The organism is Pseudomonas sp. R28(2017), from assembly GCF_002112505.1.
GTDB lineage: Bacteria > Pseudomonadota > Gammaproteobacteria > Pseudomonadales > Pseudomonadaceae > Aquipseudomonas.
On record NZ_NEHW01000002.1, the window covers coordinates 372,612 to 385,960 of the forward strand.

8 protein-coding genes are annotated in these 13,349 nt (G+C 63.8%); 3 read left to right on the forward strand and 5 right to left on the reverse strand.

Features of this window, described 5'->3' with window-relative positions:
* Positions 1-115 precede the first annotated feature (115 nt).
* From CAF78_RS04490 to CAF78_RS04500, 3 genes are all read right to left on the reverse strand, one after another.
* On the reverse strand, positions 116-1,624 hold the full coding sequence (locus CAF78_RS04490; RefSeq protein WP_256573837.1) for a hypothetical protein: 1,509 nt from the start codon (positions 1,622-1,624) through the stop codon (positions 116-118).
* Between the two features lie 191 nt (positions 1,625-1,815).
* Positions 1,816-2,310, reverse strand: a complete 495-nt coding sequence (locus tag CAF78_RS04495) for a DUF934 domain-containing protein (protein WP_085674307.1) — start codon at positions 2,308-2,310, stop codon at positions 1,816-1,818.
* Positions 2,294-3,946 carry a nitrite/sulfite reductase gene (locus tag CAF78_RS04500; RefSeq protein WP_085674305.1) on the reverse strand — a complete coding sequence of 551 codons (1,653 nt, stop codon included), beginning with the start codon at positions 3,944-3,946 and terminating at the stop codon, positions 2,294-2,296. The genes CAF78_RS04495 and CAF78_RS04500 overlap by 17 nt, the downstream gene beginning before the upstream one ends.
* A gap of 214 nt (positions 3,947-4,160) precedes the next feature.
* Between CAF78_RS04500 and CAF78_RS04505 the strand changes: the two genes are divergently transcribed.
* Positions 4,161-5,237, forward strand: a complete 1,077-nt coding sequence (locus CAF78_RS04505; protein ID WP_085674303.1) for an ABC transporter substrate-binding protein — start codon at positions 4,161-4,163, stop codon at positions 5,235-5,237.
* A 279-nt stretch (positions 5,238-5,516) separates the two neighbouring features.
* Here CAF78_RS04505 and CAF78_RS04510 read toward each other — a convergent pair whose 3' ends face one another.
* Positions 5,517-5,735, reverse strand: a complete 219-nt coding sequence (locus CAF78_RS04510; RefSeq protein WP_012271636.1) for a DUF2970 domain-containing protein — start codon at positions 5,733-5,735, stop codon at positions 5,517-5,519.
* Positions 5,736-5,886: 151 nt separating this feature from the next.
* Entirely contained in the window at positions 5,887-9,594 is a 3,708-nt protein-coding gene (gene metH / locus CAF78_RS04515; protein ID WP_085674301.1) for a methionine synthase, read from the reverse strand.
* Positions 9,595-9,769: 175 nt separating this feature from the next.
* Between metH and CAF78_RS04520 the strand changes: the two genes are divergently transcribed.
* Complete coding sequence (locus tag CAF78_RS04520; protein ID WP_085674299.1) at positions 9,770-12,070, forward strand: fatty acid cis/trans isomerase; 2,301 nt, start codon at positions 9,770-9,772, stop codon at positions 12,068-12,070.
* Between the two features lie 209 nt (positions 12,071-12,279).
* Entirely contained in the window at positions 12,280-13,314 is a 1,035-nt protein-coding gene (locus tag CAF78_RS04525) for an acyltransferase (protein ID WP_085674297.1), read from the forward strand.
* The last annotated feature ends 35 nt before the right edge of the window (positions 13,315-13,349 follow it).

The window sequence follows — 13,349 nt, forward strand, 5'->3', positions numbered from 1 at the left end:
GGGGAGCAGTGTGCGGGTTTCAGGGTGTTTGATTAAGGTGGGGCAGGGCCAAGGTCATTTGACTTGAAGTCACGAATTACCCATGGGCTCATGCGAATATGGCAAGGCGGTACGATCAGCCACTGATCAGTGACGGACTGGATTGCAGCAACCACAGCTGGCTGAGCCCCAGTACTTGTTGTTCCAGCGTGGATTGCGCGCCGACGCGCTGTGCCTCACGGTCCTGGCGCAACAGTGCGTCAAGAATGCCCAGCAGATCGCGCTCCTTGCTGTTGGAGGCATTGTTGCTGAGGTCGGTGAGCTCGATACCTTTCTGGTAGGTGCGAACCCGTTCTTTCTGGCTCGCCTGTTGCGTTGCACTGGCATCGGTCAGCACGCCATTGCTGAAGCCCTGGCGGGTAGTGCTGTTCGACTGGTCGTCGACCTCGTGGTATCGGTAGTTCTGCGATTCGCTGTCGCGGGTCAGCTGCAGGGCTACCAGGGGATTGAAACCTTCATGCCAGGCGGCGCTCAGCTTGGCCTGTTGCTGCTGCTCCACGGTCAGGTTGGTGCCACCCTTTATCTGGGTCGACTGTGAAACCTGGTAGCTGAAGTTGTCTGCCTCTTGCGGCTTTAGCGGATTGGGTTGCTGCGTGGTCTGACTGACCGATGCGTTGAAGTCGGCCAGGCCACTGAGCAGCAGGCGGCTGTTGCTGTTCAGGGCCGTTGCCGCACCGGCGGTGCGGGAGCGGTTGTCATCGACACTGTTGAGCTGGCTGAAGGCGTCCTTGAACAGCCCCATCAGTTGTTCGTCGCCGTGACCGCGTTGTTGCGCGGCGTCGAACTGCGTCAGGTAATTGGCCACTGCCGCCTGGCGCATGGCCTGGCTGCCCAGCAACGCGCCGGCCTGGGTGTCGAAGTTCATCTTTACCTCACCACCGGGGCCCTGCAATTTCAGGCTGCGGGTCTGGTCGTCCAGGCGCAGTGCGAAGGTTTGCTGTTCGCCGCCGCTGGTGACCAGCTTCGCGTCGAGTTGCAGCCCGGTGAACAGGCTCGGGTCGAGCTTGACCAATGCCCCCAGCTGCAGGCTCGGCGGTTCCTGGGTCAGGCCGTTGATGGCCGACTGGAAGCTGCTGGCCAGCGCCGCCAGGCCATCGAGTTCCTTGGCACTGAGCGTGCCGCCCTTCACCTGCGCATCCACGGCCAGGCCTTGCTCGCTGCTGTACAGGCCCAGGGTAATGTTGGCACCGGAGGCGGTGGTGAGGTTCAACGTGACACTGTTGCTGGCGTATTCGCGCAGTCGCGACTGCTGCAGGCCCAGGATCAGCCCACTGGGCGCGGACGCGTCATCCACCAGCAGGCCGGATTGGGCGATGGTCTCACCGCCATTGGCGGCCAGTTGCGCCAGCAGCGCCGCCCCCAGGCCCTGGAAACGTGCGCCGGTCGAGCCCGACTGCACGGCGCTGGCCATGTACTGGCTGAGCTTGTCGACGGCTGGTGCTTCCCAGAGGTAGCGGCTGGCGGTGTTCTCAAGGGTGCCTTTGGCGGAGTAGGTGTCGCTGTCTGTGCCGATTGATGGCTGGCCGAGGACCACCTGCGTGCTGGCGCGCATCACCGTGCCCGGGGCCTGGCTGGCGGTGTTCATCTGGATTGTCGCCGCGGGCGAAGCCTGGAGGGGGAGGGTGCGAAGGGCGGCAATCGGGTTCATCATCGGCGTTCCATGCGGATTTCGTGGGTATCCAGGCTATCGGCGTGCCATCAGGAAACCTGAGGGTGTATCGCGCACAAACGAAACGGCCCGCCAAGAGGCGGGCCGTCGGGTATTGCAGGTGACGATCAGCGGCGGCGGAACAGCGGCAGCGGCTCGTCGGTGGCACCTTGGTAGGTTACCGAAAAGTCCTTCAGGCTCTGCAGCGCGTCTTCCGGGTCCTTGTCGGCACGGATGGCGAACGCGTCGAAGCCGCAGCGGGCCATGAAGAACAGCTGGTCACGCAGCACGTCGCCGATGGCGCGCAGCTCGCCCTTGAAGCCGTAGCGGTCACGCAGCAGGCGCGCATTGGAGTAGTTGCGCCCGTCGGTGAAGGCCGGGAAGTTCAGGGCGATGACCTGGAAGTGCTGCACGTCTTCGCCGATTTCCTCTGCTTCCTGGTCGCTGTCCAGCCACACGCCCAGGCCGCCGTCGCGGGCCTTGAGCAGGTGGGCATGGTCGCGCCACATCTGCAGCGGGACGATGTAGTCGTCGCAATTGGTCAGCTCGTCGATCGAGGTTTCCTTGGGCAGCAGGTGCCAGGTTTCGTCGACGATCTGGTTGTTCTTAATGATTCGCTGCATAGACGCGTTCCTTGAAGGGGTCGATGCCGATACGCTGGTAGGTGTCGATGAAACGCTCTTCCTCGGTGCGTTGTTCGACGTACACGGCGATCAGCTTCTCGATCACGTCGGCCATGTCATCCTGGGCGAAGGACGGGCCGAGGATCTTGCCCAGGCTCGCGTCGCGCGCGGCATTGCCGCCCAGCGATACCTGGTAGAACTCCTCACCCTTCTTGTCCACCCCGAGGATGCCGATGTGGCCGACGTGGTGGTGGCCGCAGGCGTTCATGCAGCCAGAGATGTTCAGGTCGATCTCGCCGATGTCGAACAGGTAGTCCAGGTCGTCGAAACGGCGCTGGATGGATTCGGCGATCGGGATCGACTTGGCGTTGGCCAGCGAGCAGTAGTCACCACCCGGGCAGCAGATGATGTCGGTCAGCAGGCCGATGTTCGGCGTGGCGAAGCCGCCCTCGCGCAGCTCCATCCACAACGCGTGCAGCTGGCGCTGCTCGACGTCGGCGAGGATGATGTTCTGCTCGTGGGAGGTCCGCAGGAAGCCGAAGCTGTAGCGCTCGGCGAGGTCCGCGACGGCGTCCAGCTGCTTGTCGGTCAGGTCGCCAGGGGCAACGCCGGTCGGCTTGAGCGACAGGGTCACCGAGACGTAGCCAGGGCGCTTGTGGGCGCGGGTGTTGCGCGAGCGCCAGCGGGCGAAGCCAGGGAACTCGGCGTCCTGGGCGCTGTAGTCGACGTTGTCGAGGGCCAGGTACGCCGGGTCGACGAAGTGGCGCGACACGCGCTGGACTTCGGCTTCGGTCAGGGTGGTGCTGCCGCCACGCAGGTGAGCCATTTCGGCCTCGACCTTCTCGGCGAACACTTCCGGGGTCAGTGCCTTGACCAAAATCTTGATCCGCGCCTTGTACTTGTTGTCACGGCGACCGTAACGGTTGTACACGCGCAGGATGGCGTCGAGGTAGCTGATCAGGTCCTGCCATGGCAGGAACTCGTTGATGAACGAGCCGACCACCGGGGTGCGGCCCAGGCCACCACCGACCAGCACGCGGAAGCCCAGCTCGCCAGCGGCATTGCGCACCGGCTCCAGGCCGATGTCGTGCACTTCGATGGCCGCGCGGTCTTCCTTCGAGCCGTTGATGGCAATCTTGAACTTGCGCGGCAGGTAGGCGAATTCCGGGTGGAAGGTGGTCCACTGGCGGACGATTTCGCACCACGGGCGCGGGTCGACGACTTCATCCGCGGCAACACCGGCGAACTGGTCGGTGGTGGTGTTGCGCAGGCAGTTGCCGCTGGTCTGGATCGCGTGCATCTGCACGGTGGCCAGCTCGGCGAGGATATCCGGGATGTCTTCCAGCGCCGGCCAGTTGTACTGCACGTTCTGGCGGGTGGAAATGTGGGCGTAGCCCTTGTCGTAGTCGCGGGCGATCTTGGCCAGGGTGCGAACCTGCTTGGCGTTCAGCTGGCCGTACGGCACGGCGACACGCAGCATCGGCGCGAAACGTTGGATGTAAAGGCCGTTCTGCAGGCGCAGAGGGCGGAATTCTTCTTCGCTCAGCTCACCGGCCAGGTAGCGGCGGGTCTGATCACGGAACTGCTTGACGCGGTCCTCGATGATCCGCTGATCGTACTCGTCGTATACGTACATAAAAGTCCTGTCTCAGGCTGCATGCAGCTATTCGCGCGCACGGCCGCGCACTCCGGTTCGGAGCCGGAGAACGATAGCAGGTTGGGTTTATGCGCTAAAGTGATGTTTTTGCATATGAAAAGAACCAAACGAACTAAGTGAGACTGACTGGCATTTGTTACCCCTGGGTGCGACGGGTTTATACTCGATGGTTTGTCTCAACGGGTGTATCCGCATGCTCAAGGCGCTTTGCCAAAGCTTGTGCCTGGGCCTGCCACTGGCAGCTTCCGCTCAAGCCGCTTCGGTGGTGTTTCTCAATCCTGGCCACGCGAACGAGACGTTCTGGACCAGCTACTCGCGTTTCATGCAGGCCGCTGCCGATGAACTGGGCATGACCCTGCGGGTGGAGTACAGCGAGCGCGATGCAACGTTGGCGATGAACCAGGCCCGGGCGGTTCTCAAGGGCCCGCAACGGCCGGACTACCTGGTGCTGGTCAACGAGCAGTACGTGGCGCCGGAGATCATCCGCCTGTCCCAGGGTACCGGGGTCAAGCTGTTCCTGGTCAACAACGGCCTGACCGCCAGCCAGGCCAGGAGCATCCAGGCCCAGCCTGGCAAGTATGGGCAGGTGCTGGGTACCTTGACCGCCAACGATCAGCAGGCGGGCTTTCGCATGCTCCACGAGATGGTCGCCTTGCTGCCACGTGACAACGAGCCGATCGACCTGGTGGCCTTTGCCGGGGTCAAGACCACCCCGGCTTCGCAACTGCGTGAGGAGGGCATGCGCCAGGCGCTGGCCGACTTCCCCCAGGTGCGCCTGCGCCAGGTGGTGTATGGCGGCTGGAGCCGCGAGCGTGCCTACGAGCAAGCGCAACAGCTGCTGTTGCGCTACCCGAAGACCCGGCTGGTGTGGGCTGCCAACGACCAGATGGCCCTCGGCGCCATGCGGGCGTTCGAGGAGACCGGGCGCCAGCCTGGGCGCGACGTGGTGTTCGGTGCCGTCAACAGTTCGCCCGAGGCCTTGCGCGCCCGCATCGATGGCCGCCTGGGCGTGCTGATGGGCGGGCATACCACATTGGGCGGCTGGGCCATGGTGCTGCTGCACGACGATGCCCTGGGCCTGGACGTCAATCGGGATGGCAAGCATGAGCACACGCTGCCGGTGCTGCAGTCGATCGACCAGGCCAAGGCGCAGCGCTGGCTGAAGTTGCTGGAACGGGACGACTACGGTGTCGATTTTCAGCATTACAGCGCCGAAGGGCGCCCGCCGAGCTACCAGTACCCGTTTCTGACGTCACCCGTCGACTATTGAAAGACCTTGCTTGAGAGAAGGGCATTGCTCGTCTTAACTGCTGGTGGTGAAGTGCATTCCCATAACCACTACAAGAGGCAATGCAATGGGAAACTCTACCAAGGTCCGCAAAGCTGACAGCAGTGTCGATGCCTGGGCGATCCTCTGCCTGATCGTCCTGGTGGTGGTCACTGCCGTGTATTGGGTCAGCCACCAGTGACTTGAAATTCAAGACCGTGATGCAGCCACAGCGCCTGCGGGAGGGAATCCCGCAGGCGTTTTCGTTTTACTGCGCGGCGTTCAGCGGGCCGTGAGGTGCAGCGCCAGTTGCACCAGGCCGATCAGCACGGCGATGAACACCAGGGTGAACAGCGTGCCCAGGGCGATGAAGTGGCTGGCCTTGCCGTGGGTGAAGTCGCGGGCGCGGTTCTTGCCGCTTTGCACGCCAAAGGCGGCGGCGAGGATGCTGTGCAGCATCTGCCAGAAGGTCGGGGGCTTGCCCTGGCTGGAATCGTCCATGGTGGCTCCTTGAGGTATCGGAGGCAATCAGGGACAGTGTAGGCAATGGGTAAGGGGTTGCCCGTGCCGGCCTCTTCGCGGGCACGCCCGCCCCACAGGAGCATGCGGTCCCTGTGGGAGCGGGCGTGCCCGCGAAGAGGCCAACGCGGTTTTAGCTGTCGTACCCGAGGTTAGGCGCCAGCCAGCGCTCGCTCACGCTGACATCCTGGCCCTTGCGTGCGCTGTATTGCTCGATCTGGTCCTTGTCGACCTTGCCCACGGCAAAGTACTGCGCTTGCGGGTGGGCGAAGTACCAGCCGCTGACAGCCGCCGCCGGGAACATCGCGAAGTGCTCGGTCAGGAACACGCCGCTCGGCCCGGTCTCGCCAATGGCGCTGCCGTCGAGCAGGCGGAACAGGGTTTCCTTCTCGGTGTGGTCCGGGCACGCCGGGTAGCCCGGGGCAGGGCGGATACCGCTGTACTGCTCCTTGATCAGCGCTTCGTTGTCCAGGTGCTCGTCGCGGGCATAGCCCCAGTGCTCTTTGCGCACCTGCTCGTGCAGCCACTCGGCACAGGCCTCGGCCAGGCGGTCGGCCAGGGCCTTGACCATGATCGAGCTGTAGTCGTCGCCCTTGTCCTGGTACGCCTTGGCCACTTCCTCGGCACCGATGCCGGCGGTGGTGATGAAGCCGCCGACGTAGTCGGTGACGCCGCTGGCCTTCGGCGCGACGAAGTCGGCCAGGGACAGGTTCGGCTTGCCATCGGGCTTGATGGTCTGCTGACGCAGGTGGTGCAAGGTGGCCAGGGCCTGGCCGTCTTGCCCGTAGACTTCGATATCGTCATCGGCGACCTGGTTGGCCGGCCAGAAGCCGAACACCGCGCGGGCGCTGATCAGCTTCTCGTCGATCAGCTTGTCGAGCATCTCACGGGCATCCTTGTACAGCGCGGTGGCGGCTTCGCCGACCACTTCGTCGGTGAGGATGCGCGGGAACTTGCCGGCCAGGTCCCAGGAGATGAAGAACGGGGTCCAGTCGATGTATTCGGCCAGGGTGCGCAGGTCGATGTCTTCCAGCACCTTGACGCCGGTGAAGGAAGGTACCGCTGGCTGGTAGCTGGCCCAATCGTACTGCGGCTTGGCGGCGATGGCCTGGGCGTAGCTCAGGCGCTCGGTGCGGGCACTGCGGTTGGCGGTGCGTTCGCGCACTTCCACGTAGTCCTGGCGGGTCTTCTCGACGAAGCCCGGCTTCAGCTCCTTGGACAGCAGCTGGGTGGCCACACCCACCGCACGCGAGGCGTCGGTGACGTAGACCACGGCGTCGTTGCTGTACTTCGGCTCGATCTTGACCGCGGTGTGGGCCTTGGAGGTGGTGGCGCCACCGATCATCAGCGGCAGGTGGAAGTCCTGGCGCTGCATTTCGCGGGCGACGTGGACCATCTCGTCCAGCGACGGGGTGATCAGGCCGGACAGGCCGATGATGTCGCACTGCTGTTCGCGGGCGGTCTGCAGGATCTTCTCGGCCGGTACCATCACGCCAAGGTCGACGATGTCGTAGCCGTTGCAGCCCAGCACCACGCCGACGATGTTCTTGCCGATGTCGTGCACGTCGCCCTTGACCGTGGCCATCAGGATCTTGCCCTTGGCTTCCGGCTTGTCGCCTTTCTCCGCTTCGATGAACGGGATCAGGTGCGCCACGGCCTGCTTCATCACGCGGGCCGACTTGACCACCTGCGGCAGGAACATCTTGCCGGCGCCGAACAGGTCACCGACCACGTTCATGCCGTTCATCAGCGGGCCTTCGATGACCTCGATCGGGCGCGCACATTGCTGGCGGCATTCTTCGGTGTCTTCGACGATGAAGGCAGTGATGCCCTTGACCAGCGCGTGCTCCAGGCGTTTTTCGACAGGCAGCGAACGCCATTCTTCGTTTTCCACTTCCTTGGTCGCGCCGCCGCCCTTGTAGTCATCGGCAATCGCCAGCAAGGCGTCGGTGCCGTGCGGGGTGCGGTTGAGCACCACGTCCTCGACCTTCTCGCGCAGCGCGGCCGGGATCTCGTCGTAGATCTCCAGCTGGCCGGCGTTGACGATACCCATGGTCAGGCCGTTCTGGATCGCGTGGTAGAGGAATACCGAGTGGATAGCCTCACGCACTGGGTTGTTGCCGCGGAACGAGAACGACACGTTGGACACGCCGCCCGAGCTCAGCGCGTGGGGCAGGTGATCGCGGATGTAGGCGCAGGCCTCGATGAAGTCCACGGCATAGTTGTTGTGCTCTTCGATGCCGGTGGCGACGGCGAAGATGTTCGGGTCGAAGATGATGTCTTCCGGCGGGAAGCCGACTTCATTGACCAGGATGTCGTAGCTGCGTTGGCAGATTTCTTTCTTGCGCGCGGCGGTGTCGGCCTGGCCGACCTCGTCGAAGGCCATCACCACCACGGCGGCGCCATAGCGCTTGCACAGGCGGGCGTGGTGCTTGAACTGCTCGACGCCTTCCTTCATGGAGATCGAGTTGACGATGCCCTTGCCCTGGATGCACTTCAGGCCCGCTTCGATCACCTCCCACTTCGACGAGTCGATCATGATCGGCACGCGGGAGATGTCCGGCTCGCCGGCGATCAGGTTGAGGAAGCGGACCATGGCGGCCTGGGAGTCGAGCATCCCTTCGTCCATGTTGATGTCGATCACCTGGGCGCCGGCCTCGACCTGCTGCAGGGCGACTTCCAGGGCTTCGGTGTAGTTCTCTTCGCGGATCAGCCGGGCGAACTTGGCGGAACCGGTGATGTTGGTGCGCTCACCGACGTTGACGAACAACGACTGGCGGTCGATGGTGAATGGCTCCAGGCCCGACAGGCGGCAGGCCTTGGCGATTTCCGGGATCGCGCGCGGCTTGTACTTGGCCACGGCCTCGGCGATGGCCTGGATGTGGCCCGGGGTGGTGCCGCAGCAGCCGCCGATGATGTTGAGGAAGCCACTGGCGGCGAACTCCTCGACCACCACTGCCATTTCGGCCGGGGTCTCGTCATATTCACCGAAGGCGTTCGGCAGGCCGGCGTTGGGGTGGGCGGACACATGGGTGTCGGCCTTGGTCGCCAGCTCTTCGAGGTACGGGCGCAGGTCCTTGGCGCCGAGGGCGCAGTTCAGGCCCACGGAAATCGGCTTGGCGTGGCGCACCGAGTTCCAGAACGCTTCGGTGGTCTGGCCCGACAGGGTACGGCCTGAGGCGTCGGTGATGGTGCCGGAGATCATGATCGGCAGTTCGACGTTGTCGTCCTCGAACACCTGTTGCACGGCGAAGATCGCTGCCTTGGCGTTGAGGGTGTCGAAGATGGTCTCGATCAGGATCAGGTCGGCGCCGCCCTCGATCAGGCCGCGGGTGGCCTCGATGTAGTTTTCTACCAGTTCGTCGAAGGTGACGTTGCGGTAGCCGGGGTCGTTGACGTCCGGGGAAATCGAGCAGGTACGGCTGGTCGGGCCGAGCACGCCGGCGACGAAGCGCGGTTTGTCCGGGGTTTCCAGGGTCTTGGCATCGGCCACCTGGCGGGCGATGCGGGCACCCTCGACGTTCAGCTCGTACACCAGCGCTTCCATGCCGTAGTCGGCCTGGGAAATCTGCGTGGCGTTGAAGGTGTTGGTTTCGAGGATATCGGCGCCGGCATCCAGGTAGGCTTTCTCGATCGCGGCGATCACGTCCGGGCGACTGAGCAGCAGCAGGTCGTTGTTGCCTTTCACGTCGCTTGGCCAATCGGCGAAGCGCGTGCCACGATAGTCGTGTTCCTCGAGGCGATAGCTTTGGATCATAGTACCCATGCCGCCGTCGAGGATCAGGATGCGCTCTTTGAGTGCGTTCTGGAGTGCTTGGAGACGAGCGCTGCGGTCGGACATAGGAACTACCTGGTCGGGCAAATATCAGAAGGTGCCGAATCATAACAAAGCTGCGCGGTTTTTAGGCGCATTGCCCATTTGCATGAATTCTGTTCATGTTGGGCGGATGAATACAGAGCACCCAAGGACGACCAGGCAAATCGTGATGGCTTTCAATACCCAGGACTTTCCGCACATGGTGCATCGTATCCTTGTCAGCGCCTTCGCTCTGCTCATCAGCGGCGTGGCGTTCGCACAGGCCCCCCAGTCGAGCCCGGTCATTTCCTACACCCGGGACATCCAGCCGATCTTCACCGAGAAATGCGTGGCCTGCCACGCCTGCAACGACGCCGCCTGCCAGCTCAAGCTGGAAAGCCCCGAGGGCGCCGTGCGTGGTGCCACCAAGGTGCCGGTGTACCAGGGCGAACGCAGCCAGGCCGTGCCCCCCACGCGCTTGTTCTACGATGCCCACAGTGAAGATGAGTGGCGCAAGAAGGGCTTCTATTCGGTGCTCGACAACCAGGGCAGCCAGGCTGCGCTGATGGCGCGCATGCTCGAGCTGGGGCACAAGACCCCGCTCACGCCCAACGCCAAGCTGCCCGACGAGATTGTCCTGGGGCTCAACCGCAACAACATGTGCCCGCTGCCCCATGAGTTCGACGCCTACGCTGGCGCCCACCCCAAGGAGGGCATGCCGCTGGCGGTGACCGGCCTCACCGACAAGGAATACGACACCATGCGCCGTTGGCTCGCTGCCGGCGCGCCGGTGGAGTACCAGCCGATCCAGCCAAGCGCGGCCGAGGCCAGGCAGATCGCCGACTGGGAAGAGCTGCTCAACCGCCCAGGTTCCACCGAGGCACTGGTCGGCCGTTGGCTCTATGAGCACCTGTTCCTGGCGCACATCTACTTCGTCGGTGGCGAGCAGGGGCACTTCTTCCAGTGGGTGCGCTCGCGCACGCCAAGCGGCAAGCCGGTCGACATCATCGCCACGCGCCGCCCCAATGACCCGCCAGGCACTGACTTCTATTATCGCCTGATCCCGGTGCAGGGCGTGATCGTGCACAAGACCCACATCACCTACCCGATGGGGCCGCAGAAGCTCAAGCGCGTCAAGCAGCTGTTCTACGCCGGCGACTGGCACGCCAGCGCGTTGCCGGGCTATGGCCCGCGCCACCGGGCCAACCCGTTCGAAACCTTCGAGGCGATCCCGGCGGTGGCGCGCTACCAGTTCATGCTGGATAACGCCGAATACTTCGTGCGCACCTTCATCCGTGGCCCGGTGTGCCGCGGGCAGATTGCCACCGACGTGATCCGCGACAACTTCTGGGCGCTGTTCCAGGAGCCGGCCCACGACCGCTACATCACCGATGCCAAGTACCGCGGCGAAGCCACGCCACTGCTGGCCATGCCGGGGCAGATCGATGACGTCGGCAGCGTGCTGAGCCTGTGGCATGCCTACCGCGACAAACGCAACGACTACGAAAAACTGCGCCGTGAGGCCTATGCCGAAATGCCCGCGCCGGGTTGGGCGACCCTGTGGGCCGGCAACGACAACGCGTTGCTGAGCATCTTCCGCCACTTCGACAGCGCCTCGGTGACCAAGGGCCTGATCGGCGATGTGCCGCTGACCGTGTGGCTGTTCGACTACCCCTTGTTCGAGCGCACCTATTATCAGCTGGCGGTCAACTTCGATGTGTACGGCAACGTTTCGCACCAGTTGCAGACGCGCCTGTATTTCGACCTGATCCGCAACGGTGCCGAGGTCAACTTCCTGCGCCTGATGCCTGCCGACCAGCGCGGCAAGATCCTCGGCAGCTGGTACCAGAACAGCGGCAAGGTGAAGATGTGGATGGATTATGAAGACATCGACACCGACACGCCGAGCGGCATCAAGCTCGACCCGCGCGACCCCAAGCGCGACTTCGGCCTGAAGCTGCTGCAGCGCACCGGCAGCCTGAATGCTGCGCCAGACCCGATCAACCGTTGCACCGGCGCCTACTGCTCACGGCCGCAGATGAACGAAGAGTTCCGCAACGTCGAGCAGTCGCTCAGCCGCCTGGTGTCGCGCCCGGCCGCCGGCCTGAAGGTGATCGGCCAGCTGCCCGAGGCGACCATGCTGCGCATCGAAGGTGAGGGCGGCCAGCGCCAGGTCTACAGCCTGCTGCGCAACCGCGCGCACAGCAACGTGGCGTTCCTGCTCGGTGAGGCCTACCGCTACCAGCCGGGGCTGGACACCCTGACCCTGTACCCGGGCGTGCTCAGCAGCTACCCGAACTTCATCTTCAACATCCCGGCCAAGGATGTGCCGGAGTTCGTCGAAGACATGGAGTACGCCAAGGATGACGCGGCCAAGTTCGAGCGCATCGTCATGCGCTGGGGCGTGCGCCGCAGCAATCCTGAGTTCTGGCGTTACTTCCATGACCTGAACACCTACATCAAGGAAACCGAGCCGGTGGAGGCCGGGGTGCTGGACATGAACCGCTACGAGAACCTCTGATCGGTTGGGCTGACCTTTCCGAATACGCTGCGGTCGGAAACGGTGGGTGGTCCGCGGGCTGCTATGCAGCCCAATTCGCGGGCGAGCCCGCTCCCTCAGGGATTGCGCTACGCTGAAGAGCAGTGCAGTCCTTGTGGGAGCTGGCTTGCCGGCGATGGAGCGCAAAGCGCTCCCCGGGCCTCAATGCACCGGCAATCGCAGGGTATTCCATGCTGTATTCGCTTCAGGCACTGCGGGCGTTCGCCGCCTGGGTGGTGGTCTGCCACCATTTCATGCAGATCTTCTTCGACTTCCATGCCACCGGCCCCATTGGCCAACTGCTCACCGACCGCGGCGCTGTAGGCGTCGACATCTTCTTCGTCATCAGCGGGCTGGTGATCTACCTGTCGACCCGCGACAAGCCCATCGAACCGCGCCAGTTCCTGCTCAACCGGGCCCTGCGCATCGTCCCGGCCTACTGGTTCTACACCGCACTGATGGCAGGGCTGTTGCTGGCGTTCAGCCAATGGATGCCGCACCAGGCCTTCAACTGGCATCACTTGCTGCTGTCGCTGCTGTTCATCCCCGCGGAAAACCCCGGCGGCTACGGCTTGTACCCGACCTTGAACGTGGGCTGGACGCTGAATTTCGAGATGTTCTTCTACCTGTTGTTCGGCCTGGCTTTCCTGGTGCGCCAGCGCCACCACCTGTTGCTTGTGACCGCTGCATTGCTGCTGGTGAGTGAGGTGCTGGGGCGCATGGGCGTGCTCAGCCGCTTCTACAACAACGACATCATCTACGAGTTCCTGCTGGGCATCGGCCTGGGCGTGATCCACCGCCGTGGCCTGATCCGCGAAGGCCTGTGGCTGCCACTGGCGGTGCTGGGCGTGGCGGGCTATGCGATCTATCACCTGGACGCTTCGCAACGCTTGCTGCACTGGGGCGTGCCAAGCGCCATGATCGTGCTGGCGTTCATCGCCCTGGAGCCGTACTTCAAGGGCAACCGCCTGCTCAAGGCGCTGGGCGACTGCTCCTACTCGGTGTACCTGGTCCACGTGCTGGTGCTGTACGCCGGCTGGTTCGCCAGCCAGCGCCTGCACCTGAACCCGTACCTGGTGTTCGCCCTGTGCGTGCCGTCCATTGGACTAATGTCGTGGTTCAGCTATCAATGGCTGGAGCGCGGCCTGTACCGGCGGATGCAGGCCTGGCTGGCGGCACCGCGGGAGCAAACCCCGGCATTTGCGCTTTCCCGAGTCAAATACTAGGACTTTGTTCGAAGGCCAGGTTGGCGTACACTTGG